The sequence below is a fragment of the Shewanella sairae genome (genome assembly GCF_023283535.1).
GTDB lineage: Bacteria > Pseudomonadota > Gammaproteobacteria > Enterobacterales > Shewanellaceae > Shewanella > Shewanella sairae.
On record NZ_JAKILT010000012.1, the window covers coordinates 63139 to 81115 of the forward strand.

The window sequence follows — 17977 nt, forward strand, 5'->3', positions numbered from 1 at the left end:
CATCTATGGGCTTTTGTTAAAGATTAAAACTCTAAAGAGTCATAACTAAATTAATAGTTACTTCTTAGCAGCTCTTTCTTTAACTTCAGCGATAACTTTCTCAGAAACACTGTTTGGACACTGGCTGTAGTGAGCGAATTCCATAGAGAATTGGCCACGACCAGAAGTCATAGTACGTAGTGAACCGATGTAACCGAACATTTCTGAAAGCGGTACGTCAGCCTTAATACGAACACCAGTAACACCAGCGTTTTGGTCTTTGATCATACCACGACGACGGTTAAGGTCACCAATTACGTCACCAACGTTGTCATCTGGGCTGAATACGTCAACGTTCATGATAGGCTCAAGAAGTTGTGCGCCAGCTTTTGGCATAGATTGACGGAATGCGCCTTTAGCAGCGATTTCGAACGCGATAGCTGACGAGTCAACTGCGTGGAAAGCACCATCTTTAAGTTCGAATTCAACGTCTAACACAGGGAAACCAGCAACAGTACCGGTGTTCATCATGCTAGCAAAACCTTTCTCAACTGCTGGCCAGAATTCCTTAGGAACGTTACCACCAACAACAGAAGATTTGAACGTTAGGCCAGTGTTAGCTTCGCCTGGACGGATAACATAGTCGATCTTACCGAACTGACCAGAACCACCAGATTGCTTCTTGTGCGTGTAGCTATCTTCGATTTCACGAGTGATAGTTTCACGGTATGCAACTTGAGGCTCACCTACAATTAGCTCAACGCCGTATGTACGCTTAAGGATGTCTACCTTAATGTCTAGGTGAAGCTCACCCATACCTTTAAGGATAGTTTCACCTGAGTCTTCGTCAGTTTCTACGCGGAAAGATGGATCTTCAGCAATCATTTTACCGATAGCGATACCCATTTTCTCAGAACCGCCTTTATCTTTTGGCGCTACTGCGATAGAGATAACTGGCTCTGGGAATACCATTGCTTCAAGAGTACAAGGGTGCTTAACATCACATAAAGTGTGACCAGTTTGCACGTTCTTCATACCAACGATTGCGATGATGTCACCAGCTTGTGCGTAATCAAGTTCGTTACGCTCATCAGCTTGCATTTCACACATACGGCCGATACGTTCAGTCTTACCAGTTGCACTGTTAAGAATCGTGTCGCCTTTACGTAGCTGACCTGAGTAGATACGTACGAATGTTAGTGCACCAAAACGGTCATCCATGATTTTGAATGCTAGCGCTTTTAGTGGCTCATCGATAGAAACTAGAGCAACTTCACCAGTTTCGTTACCTTCTTCGTCAGTTAGAGGCTGTGGATCAACTTCAACTGGGTTTGGTAGGTAATCAACAACAGCGTCAAGAAGAAGCTGCATACCTTTGTTCTTGAAAGCAGAACCACAGTATGTTGGGAAGAAAGTCATGTCACGAGTACCGGCACGGATACAACGCTTAATGTCTTCCATAGATGGCTCTTCGCCTTCCATGTAAGATTCCATTAGGTCGTCGTCCATCTCAACCGCAGTCTCGATTAGCATTTCACGGTATTCTTCAACTTGGTCAACCATGTCAGCAGGAACGTCAGTTACTGTGTAGTTTTCAGCTTCGCCAGTATCATCCCATACGTATGCTTTACGAGAAAGTAGGTCAACAACACCACTGAACTCGTCTTCGATACCGATTGGTAGAACCATTACTAGTGGGTTAGCAGCTAGAATGTCTTTAGTTTGCTTAACAACGCGTAAGAAGTCAGCACCCATACGGTCTAACTTGTTTACGAAGATGATACGAGCAACTTCAGATTCGTTAGCATAACGCCAGTTAGTTTCTGATTGTGGCTCAACACCACCAGAACCACAGAATACACCGATACCGCCATCAAGAACTTTAAGAGAACGGTAAACTTCTACTGTAAAGTCAACGTGACCAGGGGTGTCGATAACGTTGAAACGGTGATCTTTCCAGAAACAACTAACAGCAGCAGACTGAATGGTAATACCACGCTCAGCTTCCTGTTCCATGAAGTCAGTTGTTGATTCGCCGTCATGCACTTCACCTAGCTTATGGATCTTACCGGTAAGCTTTAGAATACGCTCAGTTGTAGTAGTTTTACCCGCGTCAACGTGAGCAAAGATACCAATGTTTCTGTACTTTGATAAATCAGTCATTTTTCTACTCTATTGGAGTTACGTTCTAAAATTCCGCGCAAGTATAGCAATACTTTTCAATTTATTTTATCGATTTTTATCATTCAGGGCTAAATTAAACGAAATATCATAAAAAAATCACATTTTATAGCCAAAACTGAGCTGAAAAATATGATCGCCAAGCTAGGAAAATAGCCATCTCTGGCTTTTGTGATAGATTTTTATCTTAGCTACAGAATAATTGGGCATGCGATTGCGCGAAGCTTGACCCAGTTTAGTCAAATTTGGGCTAAATGGATACCAGTAAACAATGCTTAAAGCCACATAAGTGCTGCAGATTAGATAATGATTTCGGCTCAACATTAAAACAGGGAACTTTAGCTCGTTCAAGAATGCTTAAGGTGGTGCTTTATCCGATTTGCTGTAAACGTTTTATCGGTTTTGTTCGTATCCATGGATACAGGGTAGTAATGCTTGCTTATACAACTTTTAGAACATAGAGAGTTAAATGATTAATCGAGTCACTTAATAGATGGTAAGTGTGAATGAAGCAGAGGTTAAGGGGATGACAAGTGTAAAAAGGATCACTTATGGAAATACTCGCAGAAGGTTAGGCATGTTAATGCATGGTATTCGCTATATATCGAAAGTAATGTACAGAATTTTTAGTAGGGCGCTCGGCATCACCACATTCACTGCGGTATTAGCTTTTATCATACCGGTAAAAGTCTTTGCTACAGAGATAGTTATCTTAGAGGAAAATATTCAGGATCCAGAAAAGCTAAAGTTAAATAAGTGGCTTTATCATGGTGTTGAGGCTGTTACAGACACATTAGGTAAACTCCCACAAGATAAACTTGAAATAGAGTTTGCGCATAAACACAATGCAGACGAACCAGTGCCTTTTGGTCAAGTTATACGAGATAAGCCTGTGAGGGTTAAGCTGATGGTTAATACCTACGCGCCTTTGACGGAGTTTGTTGCTGATTGGACCTTGTATCATGAATTGTCGCACCTCTATTTACCTTATTTGGATTACCCATCGTTTTGGCTCAACGAGGGTTTTGCTACTTACATGCAATATGTTGTGATGCTGAAAAGCGGCACGATTAATGCTCAGCAGTTTGTTAGCAGGGTTAGTAATGGGTTAATGCGAGGAGAGCAAAGAACAAAGCGGTCTCCAGGGCGACTTGCTGATGTGTCTGATGATATGTGGCGTAAACGAGCATTTAAGCGAGTTTATTGGACTGGCGCTGCATTTTTTATCGAAGTGGACAATTTACTGATTGCTGAAGGCAACAGTTTAGTCAAAGTGATAGCTTCTTATAGTGAATGTTGTCTTACTGCAGAAAGCACAGGTTCCAAGCTGATGCATGAGTTTGATAAAGTGGGCAAAACAAGCGTGTTTACTGATACTTATAAAAAGTATTTTATGAGAACTGATTTTCCAATTATTAGCCAAGCGCAAATAGTTTACGTCAGCAGCTACTATACTAAGCACTAAGCACTAAGCACTAAGCAGTTTTATAAAGAGCCAACTCTGTTGACTCTTTATAAAGGTATTAACCGTGGCTGATGAAAGCAATGTCATTAGTAGACGGGTTAATGTTGGCAGCAACCGTTTTCATCGCATGAGTCAATTTACTTAGCTGCTCAGCAGTCACGCAGTAAGGCGGCATAATATAGATAAGGTTAGAAAAAGGTCTGATCCACACGCCTAAATTGACAAACTCTTGCTGCAGCTCTGCGGTATTTAACGTTGAACTCATTTCAAGTACGCCCACAGCGCCAAGTACACGTACATCGTTTACATGCTCATAGTTGATAGCATCAGCCAACTCCGTCTTCAGCTGTGTTTCAATCGCACTGACTTGAGTCTGCCATTGGTTTTCTTTTATCAGTTCAATACTGGCAATGGCAGCTGCGCAAGCTAACGGATTACCCATAAATGTGGGCCCATGCATAAATACGCCTGCTGGCGAGTCACTTACTCCTTGAGCGACTTCATCACTACACATAGTCGCAGCCAACGAAATATAACCGCCAGTAAGGGCTTTACCAAGGCACAAAATATCGGCCTCTATTTGACTGTGTTCGTAAGCAAACAGCTTGCCTGTGCGGCCAAACCCTGTAGCGATTTCATCTAATATCAATAACACATTATATTTGTCGCACAATTTTCGTAGCGCAGCTAGGTAATCTGAGTGATAAAAACGCATACCGCCAGCGCCTTGCATTATAGGCTCAACCAGTAACGCCGCTATTTGTTGATGATTGTCTTCAAAAATACTGGCAATTTCATTCAACTCTTCGGGATCAAACTCACCATCAAATCGAGACTGCGGTGCAGGGGCAAATAGCTGCTTGGTGACTAACTCGCCAAACATGGTGTGCATCCCCCCCTCTGGATCACATACGCTCATCGCGGCAAAGGTATCACCGTGGTAACCGTTTTTAATGGTGAGGATTTTTTGTTTATCGGTATTTGCCTTACCTTGCCAATATTGCAGCGCCATCTTCATCGCCACTTCAACCGCAATGGAGCCAGAGTCGGCTAAGAATACTTTGGTTAATTTAGGACTGGTGAGCTCGACGAGTAGCCGCGCCAGTTCAACGGCGGGTCGATGAGTGATCCCGCCAAACATGACATGACTGAGCTTTGCTGTTTGTTGCTGCATCGCTGCAACGATTTTTGGGTGGCTATAGCCATGAACACAAGCCCACCAAGAGCTCGTACCATCGATTAACTTGCTACCGTCTTGTAATTGCAGTTCAACACCTTCTGCAGCAACTACACCATAAGCTGGCAGTGCATTCGCCATTGAGGTGTAAGGATGCCAAAGGTGTTTTCTATCAAATTGAAGGTCGATGCTGTTTATCGTAGACTGGCTTTGTGTGTTCATAAATTAACCGTTAGTAAACCTTTTAATTTGTATGGCGTTGACAGGTTACGGCTTGCAGGTATCCTAAGCAAGCAAAATATTTACTTTTAAAGTTAACTAATTATTTGTAGTTAATTGTTTTTTATATAAAATAGTTTGCACTCTCAAACTCTTGTCAATACGGTTGTTGGTATAAGAGCTGAGTTAAAATGACTGGTGTACCAATAAAATAATCAATAAATTGAACGAGTGAGCGAAAAGGGAACAAGATGTCTGAAGTACAGCTAAGAAATAACTGGAAGCGTGAAGAGATTGAAGCCTTATTTGCACTTCCTATGAACGATCTTCTATTTCAGGCGCAGAGTATCCATCGCCAAGAGTTTGATCCTAATGAAGTACAAATTAGTCGTTTACTGTCGATAAAAACGGGTGCTTGCCCAGAAGACTGTAAGTATTGTCCGCAGAGCGCTCGTTACGATACCGGTCTCGAGAAAGAGCGCCTTATGGCAATGGAAACCGTATTAACAGAAGCACGTAGCGCAAAAGCGGCAGGTGCTTCACGTTTTTGTATGGGTGCTGCATGGCGTAACCCTAAAGAGCGTGATATGCCATACCTAAAGACGATGGTTGAGGAGGTCAAGGCATTAGGCATGGAGACCTGCATGACGTTAGGTATGCTTTCTGCTGATCAAGCAAATACGCTAGCAGATGCGGGCTTAGATTATTACAACCACAATTTAGATACCTCGCCAGAGTATTATGGCGATGTAATCACCACTCGCACCTATCAAAGCCGGTTAGATACGTTAACCAATGTGCGCGCATCGGGCATGAAAGTCTGCTCAGGCGGTATTGTTGGTATGGGTGAAAAGGCCACCGATAGAGCGGGGCTAATTCAACAGTTAGCAAACCTAGAGCAGCACCCTGATTCTGTACCCATTAATATGTTGGTAAAGGTTGAAGGCACACCGTTTGAAAAGCTTGATGATTTAGACCCATTAGAGTTTGTGCGTACAATCGCTGTTGCGCGTATCACTATGCCTAAATCTCGGGTTCGTCTGTCTGCGGGGCGTGAAAACATGACTGACGAGCTGCAAGCCATGTGCTTCTTTGCTGGCGCAAACTCAATCTTTTACGGCTGCAAATTGTTAACCACACCAAACCCTGAAGAAAACGATGATATGAGTTTATTTAGACGTTTAGGCTTACACCCAGAGCAAGGCGTAGCAGCAACTAAAGAACAAGATGAAGCCATGCTTGCGAAAGCGGCTGCGCAACAAGACAAAAAACAGTCTGCGTTTTACGACGCCGCAGCCTTGTAAATCGCTATTGTTAGCAGCGCCAGCAACTTAGATGTAAAATGCTGGCGTCGCGATTAGAGTAAACATCAAAATGTGCGCTGTTTGTCGATAGGCTTGCCCAATCGCTTTAGTTAGAAGCAAACTCGGGTTATCGCCGCAGCGCCATTTTCTACCCTTGGCTATTCAAGTCAGCCAGCTGCGTAAGCCAGACGTACGAAGCACCTGGGCACTTAAGCCTTTTAACTGAGCATAATCAATGTCAGCAAGTTCCAACCAAGGTCAAAAGACTGAGTCGCTTTCTTCTCGAGTAGTGAATAAAAATCAGCAACTAGAACAAGCGGGTTTATTACGAAAGCGTTTGAGTTTAGTGCTTGACCCTAGCCAATCTAATTACTTTGAAGTTGATGCATTGCCTTACGTTAACTTTAGCAGTAATGACTATCTCGGCTTGTCCACATCAGCGGCGCTTATTGAAGCGTTGCATCAAGGTGCAAGAGATTTTGGGGTGGGCAGTACCGCTTCGCCTTTGGTTGTTGGCTATAGCGAAGCCCATGTTAAATTAGAACAAGCATTATGCGATGCAACTGGCCATGAAGCAGCTTTACTATTCTGCTCAGGATTTAGTGCTAATAGCGCATTGATGAAAACATTATTTAACGATTCTGATGTGGTGCTTGCTGATAAACTGATCCACGCGTCTGTGATTGATGGCATTCAAGATAGCGGCGCTAAATTAAAGCGCTTTAACCACAATGACATCGCCAGCGCTAAGCATTATCTTGAAAAATACAGCCCAAGTGCACTATTGACTGAAAGTATATTCAGTATGGATGGTGATCTTGCGCCTTTAGCCGAGTTGTCGGCACTTTGTCAGCAACATAATTGCTGGTTAATTGTCGATGATGCCCATGGTTTTGGTGTATTAGGTGAAAACGGTCTTGGCGCCACAACACTCGCGGCAGATATTAACATTGATGTGCAGTTAGTCACCTTTGGGAAAGCGATGGGCGGGCAGGGGGCAGCGATATTAGGTAGCCAAGCGCTAATAGATTTTTTAGTGGCCAATGCGCGCCATTATATTTACTCAACCGCCTTATCACCAGCTTGCGCTGCCGCAGCCTATGCAGCACTGCACATGATTGATAAACAGCCTGAGTTAAGGCAAAAACTGAATGACAATATTCGTTATTTTAGAAATGCCTGTTTAGAACAAAGTATCGAGTTGTCAGACTCTCAAACTGCAATTCAACCCATTTTGCTTGGGGATACCGCTAAAACGATGGCTGTTGCCAAGCGTCTAAAAGAGCATGGTTTTTGGCTGGGTGCCATTCGACCACCAACGGTACCACAAGGCAGTGCACGGCTCAGATTAACGCTTAATAGCAATCACTGTGAGCAAGATATTCTTGCCTTAGTGAGCGTACTGGCCGATATCTTAAACAATGATTGATATTGGCTGTCTATTATCTGTTTTACGTGTTTATTTTACCTCAATATTTAGATCATAAGGTCCAATGCAGTGAATATAGGATCAAAGCCATTAACGCAACAAGTTGCTGCACGTTTCTCTGCCGCAGCTGATAACTACCATAGTTATGATGTATTGCAAAAACAGACTGCTCGACGTTTGTTAAAGCAAATTAAGGTCAGTGGTCGATTATTGGATATTGGTGCCGGCCCCGGCACATGTTTTGCGCATTTACCAAGCGTTGAGCAGGTCATTTGCCTGGATATCGCCGAGGGTATGTTGAGCACTCTGACAGCTAATTACCCACATTACCAAGCGATATGTGCAGATGCTCAAAACCTGCCTTTGCTCGATAACAGTGTAGACGGCATCTACTCCAATGTTGCTCTGCAATGGTGTCAACAACTGCCTCAAGCAGTAACAGAAGCTAATCGAGTGCTAACTGCGGGCGCAGAGTTCAATATGAGCATCGTCGCCAAAGATAGCTTGCAGCAATTGTCTGCTTTGGGTTTTAAAATAAATCAGTTTATAGAACAGAGCACACTGTTAGCGAGCTTTGATAAATCACAATGGGATATTGAGCTGTGTGAAACGCAGGCGATCAGCTTACATTTTGACACTCTTAAATCAATGTTGCAGTCGATTAAAGGAGTTGGTGCATCAATTGTTAAGCAACAACAAGATGCTAACTTGCCTCAGGTCACATTGAGAGGACGTAAAGATTGGCAAGCATTACAAGCTAAGGCAGAGTTGAGCCGAGCCCCAGAGGGCCTTCCTTTAACTTATAACATTTGCTTTATTAAGGCGCGCAAAAAGCGCTAATTGCAGCTGAGCGACTTGGAGATAACATGACATTTTTTGTAACCGGTACCGACACTGATTGCGGTAAGACGCTTATTTCATCTGCATTATTGACGGCTGCCAAAGGCGAAACTGTTGGTTTTAAGCCTGTAGCATCGGGTTGCACTGAAACAGAAGCGGGTCTACGAAATAGTGATGCGTTAGCATTAATGGCTGCATCAACGATTAAGCTTCCTTATGAAGATATTAACCCTTTTGCATTTTTACCTGCTATTGCGCCGCATATTGCAGCAGAGCAAACGGGTGTACAGTTAGCCCCTAACCGCATTGCGGCCATGATGAAAATGTCTGAATTTGTCGGTGCGGATTTTTGCTTAATCGAAGGTGCTGGTGGCTGGCGTTTACCATTAGGCGACGGGCATTATTTATCTGAAGTGGTGCAAATGATGCAACTGCCGGTTATTTTAGTGGTTGGTATGAAGCTTGGTTGTTTAAATCATGCACTACTTACCGTGGAAGCGATAAAAGCTGATGGCCTCAACATTGCTGGTTGGGTCGCTAATCAGGTTGATCCTGACATGGCGCATCCAGAAGAAAACCTAGCAACATTAAAAACGGCAATTACAGCGCCTTTCTTAGGTTTTGTACCACACCTATCGGAAGCAACAGCAGAGCAAGTAGCCAGTCATCTAGATTTAAGCGTGCTGGGCTAAATCTTCGTTTGAGCTACCCCTATTAATCTAGTTCAGCAAAGCCTAGTTATGCCGTTTTTCTATGGTGGTTAATTAGGCTTATCTTTTTGTTAAAAAAGATTAATCTCACGTCTTTTACAATTATCCGCGTTAGGCAATTAATTTAATCTTGGATTAATGAAACCGACCTAGACTTGGCGTCACTTGATATAAAGTGGATTCAAGTCGTCTATTATTGAAGCAATAAGCCATAAATTGAAGCGACAAAGCAAAATTTTTGCTGTCTCCCCTTGAAATCTCGTTTGCCGGACATATTATGTCTTTTAAGAGTGTATATCAGGTACTTTGTATCCTACAGGAGCTTAAATGAAGCGTATATTTTTACTGATTGCCACCAACATGGCGATCTTATTAGTGGCATCAATTGTGATGTCGATTTTAGGTGTTAACACCTCGACTATGGGTGGCTTACTGGTATTTGCTGCGATTTTTGGTTTTGGTGGCGCATTTATCAGTTTAGCAATCTCTAAGTGGATGGCTAAAAAGACCATGGGTTGTGAAGTGATCACAACACCACGTGATAATACTGAACGTTGGTTAGTTGAAACCGTTGCCCGTCAAGCTGAGCAAGCTGGCATTAAAATGCCTGAAGTGGCAATTTATCAGTCACCAGAGCTAAACGCATTTGCGACAGGTCCAAGCAAGAATAACTCTTTAGTGGCAGTCAGTAGTGGTTTGCTATACGGCATGAACCAAGATGAGATTGAAGCGGTTCTAGCTCACGAAGTGAGCCACGTTGCCAACGGCGACATGGTGACATTGACGCTAATTCAAGGCGTAGTGAACACATTTGTTATTTTCGCTGCTCGCGTCGTTGCAGGCATCATCAATAACTTCGTTGCAAGTAATGATGAAGAAGGTGAAGGCCTAGGCATGTTTGCCTATATGGCAGTGGTTTTCGTACTTGATATGTTATTTGGTATCTTGGCTTCAATCATCGTTGCTTACTTCTCACGTATTCGTGAATACAGAGCGGATGAAGGCGCAGCAAAACTTGCTGGTAAAGAGAAGATGATTGCTGCACTTGATAGATTACGTCAAGGTCCAGAAACCGGTGCAATGCCAGCATCTATGTCGGCACTTGGTATCAATGGTAAAAAGTCTATGGCGGAATTGATGATGAGTCATCCACCATTAGAAAAGCGTATCGCAGCATTACGCGCTAGCTAATATAACGTTTTACTTAAAAAAGCGGTTTGAGCTTATAAAGCTCAAACCGCTTTTTTATTGCTCAAAATCAAGGCGATAAATCGTGAAAACGAGCAAATTCCAAGAGTTAATTTGATTGAGCGCACGTTTTGGCCAGATCCACAATGATATGATCTCGCAGCTAAATTAGTTGCGAATTAGATAATGCTTAGCTAAATTAATCTAAGTCGTGCTAAAAAAATAATGATCGCAAGATGAAAACAACCTGACATATAAGTTTTCACTATGTGAACATCTAATGAGGATACAATTGTGAGCAATAAACTACTAAGCGTAATCTTTGGTGCGGCTTTCGCTGCGCTAGCACTATCTCCATCAGCTTTCGCTGAAGGTCAAGAACTTGCAGAAATGCATGCAGAAATGGACGGTTGTGAAGCGTGTCACGCTGACGGTTCTCCATCTGCAGACGGCGAATATGAGTTTGAGCAGTGCCAAGCCTGCCACGGTACATTGGCAGAAATGGACGCAGTTCACCAACCACATGACGGCATGCTAATGTGTGCAGATTGTCACGCGCCACATGAAATGAACGTGGGGGACAAGCCAACTTGTGACAGCTGTCATGATGACGGCCGTACTGCAGAATCAGTACTTAAGTAATTTTGAATTAATTCAGAATTCTAAATTGAGCCAGCTAAATAGCTGGCTTTTTTGTGGCTAAAATTTGATGGTTATATCAAGTTGTTAGGCGTTCAATCTATCGAGTAAACCTAAAACAAATAGCACTATTTGGGCATGCGTTAGCGTTAACCCATTCCTCTGTTATACGTCTCGGTATCTGCCATTTTTAGCCTTATTTACCGACTATGTAGAATAAAAGTCTGCAATGTTAGTGGATGAAATCGCGTATTTACTCCGGCTATTTGTACTAAAATTCACCTTATCCCGCCTGTATTTGTGATTAGAATAGGAACTCCCGCCTAAAAAATACAAGCTGTGTGCGGCTTTAGTGCATATAAATGCACTTTTTTTGGGCGTTATTTAGTTTGTATTCTTATCAGTCACCCTTCAGCAGCAAGTTTTTACTATTAAAACAGTTGTTTAAATTTTGGCTTGTTATTTGCTTTATCTCTTATATGACTTTCATGGAGGAGCGAGCAAATGCCAAGCTGTAGAACTACTTGTGCTTACTGTGGTGTCGGCTGCGGGATAGAGATCCACCGCGGGACATCTGACGAAATTATGCAAAAAGATTTGATTGCTCAAGCGGATAAGCTTATTCGAAAGGCTAGTGCACCGCAGGCTAACGAGAGCAATCACAAGCATATCGAGCTATGTGGAGACGTAACCCATCCAGCAAATATTGGTGAGTTATGTACCAAAGGCATGAGTTTGCTTGAAGGGGTAAAGGTCCCCAATAAACTGCTTTATCCGAGATTGAACCAAAGGCTGAGCTCTAGAGACCATGGCAAGGCAAACACTGAAACAGTACAAGTCAATGCCAGCAAAACGATTGGCTGGGACGAGGCGATTGATAAAGTTGCATCGAAATTTAACAGCATTATTGCAGAGAATGGCAGTAATTCGGTGGCATTTTATTTATCGGGCCAACTGCTTACAGAAGATTATTACGTAGCAAATAAATTGGCTAAAGGTTTTTTAGGCTGCGCCAATATCGATACCAATTCACGCTTGTGCATGTCTTCAGCGGTAACGGCGCATACTCGCGCTTTTGGTGAAGATGTTGTTCCTGGCTGTTATCAAGATTTTGAATTGGCCGATGTCGTTGTACTTGTTGGTGCCAATACGGCTTGGACACACCCGGTATTGTTTAAACGCATTCTTGCAGCCAGAGAACAAAAGGGAACTAAGTTGGTGGTTGTCGATCCACGTAAAACAGCTACGGCGTCTTATGCAGATCTGCATCTGCAATTACTACCGGGATCCGATCTCGCTTTATTCAATGGATTATTAAGCGCAATTAGTCACTCGAAGCGGCAAAACCTTGATTATATTCAAAGCAATACCCGAGGATTTTCAGAAGCAATTCACGCAGTAAAGTCATGCCGTTCTCTTGAGAAAGTAGCCGTTAAAACGGGATTGTCGGTTGAGGATATTAGCTGTTTTTATCAGCTCTATACTGCAACTGAACCCCTAGTTTCAGTCACAAATAAAGTTGTTACAGCCAGTGGTCAAGGTGTGAATCAATCTCTTACCGGTACAGATACTAGTAATGCGATTATTAATTGTCACCTAGCGATGGGCGATATAGGTCAACCAGGCTGTGGACCCTTTTCATTAACGGGTCAGCCAAATGCAATGGGCGGACGTGAAGTCGGAGGCATGGCAACTCAGCTCGCAGCTCATATGGGATTTACCTTGCAAGAGCGAAGTCTGCTCAGTGAGTTTTGGCAAACAGAGTCAGTAGTAAAAAGCAAAGGGCTCACCGCGACAGAAATTTTCAGCCAGATGGCGTCGGGGGAAATCAAGGCCATATGGATAATGGGTACTAATCCATTAGTGTCAATGCCCGATACGGCTTTAGTTAAACGAGGACTTAAGCGCTGTGAGTTTGTGGTGATGTCAGATATTACTGCTGACACCGATACAGCTAAATACGCAGACTTACTTTTGCCTGCCCAAGGTTGGTCAGAAAAGTCTGGAACGGTGACCAATAGTGAACGTACCATTAGTCGTCAGCGTCGTTTTGTTACACCACAAGGAGAATCAAAAGCAGACTGGTGGGCCATTTGTGAAGTGGCGAAAGCGCTTGGATTCAAACAAGGTTTCAATTTTTCCAATAGTCATCAGATTTTTACCGAGCACGCGATGCTTACCGATAAAGTGGTTAGTCACTTTCCCAATCAGCAATATACCTTAGCTGGTCTAAGCAATATAAGCGAGCAGGAGTACGACGAGCTTGAGCCGATCCAGTGGCCTATTGCCAAAAGGTGCGAGCAATTTAATAGCTTGCAAACTAAGGCGTTAGTTAAAGATAAGGCTGAAGATCTGCCTAATAATCTCCTAGAACAAAAAACACTGCAATCGTCTCAATATTTATCTCAAGAACGCTTATATCAAGATGGTCGCTTCTCAACGACCAATGGTCTTGCCAACTTCATCGCGACTCCTTTGTTAGCACAAGAAGTGGATAAAAAGTCTGCGCCAAATGGAATATGGCTTAACTCTGGCAGAGCGCGAGATCAGTGGCACACCATGACGCGAACGGGTCATATTGCCAGCCTATCGGCAAGTGATTATCAACCTACGGTTTTGCTTAACCCTTTTACCTTGGAGCAATTACAGATTGCTTCTGGAGATCTCGTCAAACTTACTGGGCTTAATTCAAATGAAAACATGTTAGCAAGATCGGTTGCTGATGAGGCTATTTTACCGGGTTCAGCTTTTAGTTCGATGCATTGGTCAACTCAATTTAGTAACAGTGCGGGTGTCAATCAGCTACTGGAAAGTCATGTAGATCCTTGGTCATTGCAACCAGGGTTTAAGCACCAACGGGTACAGATTGAGGCTTATCCTGTTGCGGTTCAAGGGATCATCTGGGGTGCGTCTGTTGTGGATTTCAGACAGCTTATTTGGTGTGTAAAGCAAACCATTAATGATGGTGTTTGTCATCATTTTGCGGCGGCAAAGGCAGAGCTTGTTAGTAAAGCATTTAGTGATGTGGTTGGCTTTTCAAATTTTCCAGCGCAAACATTGGAGTGGCAGTTTTTAGGTTACACGATTACCTGTTTGCTCAAGCAAGGCTCTGTCATTGGTCTATGCATTGGCGATAGCAGAGAAGTCAAAGTTGATGTTAATGCAGTACAAACTCTGCTTAATCAGCGTATTGATAACAATTGGCTTAACAAGCTATATAGGCTTATTCGAGCGGGAGGGAGTCCGTTAATTTGTGCTTGCAACGGCGTAACCCAAGTTGCGATCTCCGCCAATATGCTTGAGACAATTCAAAGTCTTGGCCGTGAGCAAGTTGGGGTAACCCAATTGGTAAATGATGCTAAGCAAGCACTGGGCTGTAGCGCTGCTTGTGGCAGCTGTCTTAATCAAGTCACTGATCTTGCGAGAGCGGCGCTAACATCCGCAGAACTGGCGACACAGGAGGTGGCATGATGCAGGGAATAGAATTTATCAAGCAGATGCTATTTAAGCCTATGAGCAATATGAAATTTATTAACCCTGAGACGGTCGAGGAGTTTTGCACTCAAAAATTGACAATTTCTCAACGTAGTGGGCAGCTGAGCACTGACGAGTTTTGCGCGGTTAAGCGAGTTGACGATGAAAAGGTAAACACACAGGCAAGGGCTCAGCTACTAAAGCAATTTGCCTTACAGTGCCTTAATAGTACTGAGCAAAATAAAGTCATCAATAAACAACATCAGACTGTAAAAATTGTAGGAGCAGGCTGTGGTGACATTGAATTACTCACTTTAAAAGCGGCAAAGGTGATTACACAGGCGGATGCCATTGTTTATGACAATTTGGTATGTGCAGAGATTTTACAATTGGCATCTAACCATTGCAGCCTTATCTACATGGGTAAGCAGTTTGCACAAAAAAGTCGTACCCAAGATGAGATTAACCAAAGTCTTTATCATTTGGCTACCTCAGGGATAAAAGTGGTACGACTCAAAGGCGGCGACCCAAATGTTTTTGGCCGCGGAGGTGAAGAAGCACTATTTCTCGCTAAACGGGGTGTTAAGAGCGAGTTCATCGCGGGTGTCACCGCGGCTTTGGGCTGCGCAGCAAGTAGTGGCATCCCACTGACCCATAGAAAAGTGGCCAGAAGCGTCACCTTTGTCACTGGCAGAACCTGCGATAATAAAAGAGAGCAAGCTGTTATAGATGAATGGCAAGGCTTACTTTCAGCTAATAGCACCTTAGTGTTCTATATGGGTAAAGAGAAGGCATTAGAAATTGCAACGGGATTAATGTTAGCAGGCGCAGTAGGCAGTTTACCTGTTGCTTTTATTACTAATGGTGCAAGGCAATCACAGACAATAAAGTTCAGTCGTGTTGATCAAATGGCGCAAGATGCACTAAGCCTCAAGCAAGCTGGGCCGACACTCATCATAGTGGGAGAAGTGGTCACTATTGGTGCAGAGCTTGAGCATTGCCTGGCGTTTTGTTCACAATCTATTGCAGCCAATGAGAGTCTATATGGATAAAGCAAACCTAAGTGCAGCATCCACAAGCAAGTTACTAATGGGACATATAGGTAGCAGCAAACTCGATAACCATATTGATAAGGCCGGTTATATAAAACTTATTAAGGCGCTTGGACGCGGAAAAAAAGGCTCGCGAAGCTTAACCGTTAATGAAAGTTTTCAGCTTATGCATGGATTTAAACTTGGCGTTGGTACGACCGCTCAATTAAGTGCGGCGCTTATGTTAATGCGAGTTCGTGGTGAAACTGCCGAAGAGATCGCAGGGGTAACACTCGCGCTAAAGCAAAGCGTTGACCCCCAGTGGCAATCGTTAAATATTACCCTTGATTGGCCTTGTTACGCAGGTAAACGTGATCAGTTACCCTATATGCTCTTCTGTGCCAAAGCTTTGGCACAGCAAGGTGAGCGAATACTAATCCATGGTGATAATCGTATATTGCGTCATCGTCATCATGTGGGCGATGTCATTCAAGCTTTAGGGATTGTTGAGGTCAACTCAGCTGCTGAGGCTCAAGTTATATTAGACCGGGATGGGCTTTGTTATGTCAATGCAGACAAGCTCACCGTGTTTGCCGATACCTTTAGAGAGCTTCATCAACAATTGGGACTAAGAAGTCTTTATCAAACGGCGATACGTTGTTTGAACCCCGCTAATGCTCAATTAGGCATACGCAGCTATTTTCACAGTGGTTTAGCATCAAAAAACATTAAGGTTGCGCAACTTTTGGCGCAGTATGTGCCAGCATCAAGAGTGTTGATTTTTAAAGGTTATCAAGGCGAAGCTGAAATTAACCCAAGGTGCAGTACTAAGCTGTTTATTAGTCCGTGGCAGGATATTGATTCTCAATCTTTTGGCGTTAATGACGCTAATCAGGTGTTAAGCATCAATATACCGACAAGGCTAGATATGCTGCAAGGCGACAAGTTACTTGCTAAACACTTGTGCGCAAACTGGTTAACAGCATTGGTTGGAAGCAATACAGGGGATTTGCCTGCAAAAGTAGATGGTCTTGATTCAATGATCGAAAGTGCTATTGATATAAACGAGCGCATACGTGCAAAGGCTGCCATTGAAAGTACGCTAACCGCACTTAACTTATTAATAAAACCATCACTTGCCTTAAATGATGCACGTAGCCAGGCCGAGCATTTAACTGATCAAATCTTTGCCTATTTAATTCGAGATATTTGCAGCCTTGAGCAAGTAAATAACCTTGAGCGGATAGACAGCCTTGAGCAAGTAAATAACCTTGAGCGGATAGACAGCCTTGAGCTGATAGATAGTTCTGAGCGAATAAACAGCCCTGAGCAGGTAAACAGCCTTGAGCAGACAGACAGTTCTGACAGTATAAATCGCTTTGAAACCAAGCAATACCAAAAGCTAACGAGTCGTAATAAGCAAGAGGAGTCTGCAAATGCGCATTATTAGCTTTACGGAATCGCAACAAATTAAGTCAAGGTATCGCGGCGAATGCTATGTGAGCGAGTTAAGTCATGCAGGCCATCAACTAGTGCCAGTAACGAGTTTATTAGAATGTGAACGTATTCATTTTGAAGCACAGTCCGATCTGTTGCTGTTAAACCTTAAAAAAATCACTGAGAGTCATTTAGCGTTTATTGCTCGCTTAATGGAATTCTCCCCAGTGAGCTTGATTGTTTGTAGTGAGAAGATTAGCGAAAACCAATTAACTTGTTTACTGGAATGTGGGCGGATAACGTATACGCCGCAAACATTATGCGTGAGCCGTATTAATGCTGTGATAGAGCTGGCGTTACTGCGTTTTAAAGCGGCTAATCACACATTATCTAAAATTGAGCATCTTGAGCAGAAATTAGCTACTGAGCAAATTATTTATCAAGCGAAAAGTAAGTTGCAATCAGTTGGGCTTAATGAACAGCAAGCACATCAACAATTGCAGCAATATGCTATGCAGCAGGGAACAAGCCTTATTGCTGTGGCAAAAGCGTTGTGTAAATAGCCTTGCACTGTCGATGTTCTACAATGAACCAAATAAGTGCAAGTAAAGTGAGTCAGTGAGTAAAGTAGAAAAAATACGACAAGATAATAAATATCTTAACTCATTTAAAACAGTTAGTTGAATAATTTTTAATACGGGTGTTTAAGCTGGCATAAGCTTTGCGACAGATTGAGTGACACGAGCTTCGTAAAATTAGTTTAGTTAGTGATTATAATGCGATTTAAAAATAGCTTGTTATAAAAAGCGGTAATCAAAATTTAATGGATATCGGGCAAAGGCGCCATCTTCTTTAGGGAAGTGGCGCCTTTTTGTTTTTCTAAAGGTCAGTAACTCTAAAACTC

Annotated in this window: 13 protein-coding genes; 11 read left to right on the forward strand and 2 right to left on the reverse strand. The window is 43.0% G+C overall.

The window, feature by feature from the left end; all coding sequences use genetic code 11:
- Window positions 1-57 precede the first annotated feature (57 nt).
- Window positions 58-2142, reverse strand: a complete 2085-nt coding sequence (gene fusA, locus L2748_RS07100; protein WP_220783410.1) for an elongation factor G — start codon at window positions 2140-2142, stop codon at window positions 58-60.
- 544 nt (window positions 2143-2686) lie between these two features.
- On the opposite strand from fusA, the gene L2748_RS07105 reads away from it, so the two are divergent.
- Complete coding sequence (locus L2748_RS07105; protein ID WP_220783411.1) at window positions 2687-3625, forward strand: M61 family metallopeptidase; 939 nt, start codon at window positions 2687-2689, stop codon at window positions 3623-3625.
- A 58-nt stretch (window positions 3626-3683) separates the two neighbouring features.
- Here the strand turns inward: L2748_RS07105 and bioA are convergent, their stop codons facing one another.
- Window positions 3684-5024 carry an adenosylmethionine--8-amino-7-oxononanoate transaminase gene (bioA, locus tag L2748_RS07110; protein ID WP_220783412.1) on the reverse strand — a complete coding sequence of 447 codons (1341 nt, stop codon included), beginning with the start codon at window positions 5022-5024 and terminating at the stop codon, window positions 3684-3686.
- A gap of 248 nt (window positions 5025-5272) precedes the next feature.
- On the opposite strand from bioA, the gene bioB reads away from it, so the two are divergent.
- From bioB to L2748_RS07160, 10 genes are all read left to right on the forward strand, one after another.
- Window positions 5273-6325: a biotin synthase BioB gene (bioB, locus tag L2748_RS07115; protein ID WP_220781989.1), complete on the forward strand. Its 1053-nt coding sequence runs from the start codon at window positions 5273-5275 to the stop codon at window positions 6323-6325.
- A gap of 235 nt (window positions 6326-6560) precedes the next feature.
- Window positions 6561-7754, forward strand: a complete 1194-nt coding sequence (gene bioF / locus L2748_RS07120; protein WP_220781990.1) for an 8-amino-7-oxononanoate synthase — start codon at window positions 6561-6563, stop codon at window positions 7752-7754.
- 69 nt (window positions 7755-7823) lie between these two features.
- Window positions 7824-8594 carry a methyltransferase domain-containing protein gene (locus L2748_RS07125; protein WP_220781991.1) on the forward strand — a complete coding sequence of 257 codons (771 nt, stop codon included), beginning with the start codon at window positions 7824-7826 and terminating at the stop codon, window positions 8592-8594.
- Between the two features lie 26 nt (window positions 8595-8620).
- Window positions 8621-9286 carry a dethiobiotin synthase gene (gene bioD / locus L2748_RS07130; RefSeq protein ID WP_220781992.1) on the forward strand — a complete coding sequence of 222 codons (666 nt, stop codon included), beginning with the start codon at window positions 8621-8623 and terminating at the stop codon, window positions 9284-9286.
- A gap of 345 nt (window positions 9287-9631) precedes the next feature.
- On the forward strand, window positions 9632-10495 hold the full coding sequence (htpX, locus tag L2748_RS07135; protein ID WP_220781993.1) for a protease HtpX: 864 nt from the start codon (window positions 9632-9634) through the stop codon (window positions 10493-10495).
- 291 nt (window positions 10496-10786) lie between these two features.
- Entirely contained in the window at window positions 10787-11134 is a 348-nt protein-coding gene (gene cctA / locus L2748_RS07140) for a tetraheme c-type cytochrome CctA (RefSeq protein ID WP_220781994.1), read from the forward strand.
- Between the two features lie 501 nt (window positions 11135-11635).
- Window positions 11636-14602 carry a nitrate reductase gene (locus L2748_RS07145; protein WP_220781995.1) on the forward strand — a complete coding sequence of 989 codons (2967 nt, stop codon included), beginning with the start codon at window positions 11636-11638 and terminating at the stop codon, window positions 14600-14602.
- Window positions 14599-15657 (forward strand): uroporphyrinogen-III C-methyltransferase, encoded by a 1059-nt coding sequence (cobA, locus tag L2748_RS07150; protein WP_246616194.1) that lies wholly within the window; start codon window positions 14599-14601, stop codon window positions 15655-15657. The genes L2748_RS07145 and cobA overlap by 4 nt, the downstream gene beginning before the upstream one ends.
- Entirely contained in the window at window positions 15650-17086 is a 1437-nt protein-coding gene (locus L2748_RS07155) for a glycosyl transferase (RefSeq protein ID WP_220781996.1), read from the forward strand. The genes cobA and L2748_RS07155 overlap by 8 nt, the downstream gene beginning before the upstream one ends.
- Window positions 17073-17636 carry an ANTAR domain-containing protein gene (locus L2748_RS07160; protein ID WP_220781997.1) on the forward strand — a complete coding sequence of 188 codons (564 nt, stop codon included), beginning with the start codon at window positions 17073-17075 and terminating at the stop codon, window positions 17634-17636. Before L2748_RS07155 ends, L2748_RS07160 begins: the two co-directional genes overlap by 14 nt.
- Window positions 17637-17977: the final 341 nt, after the last annotated feature.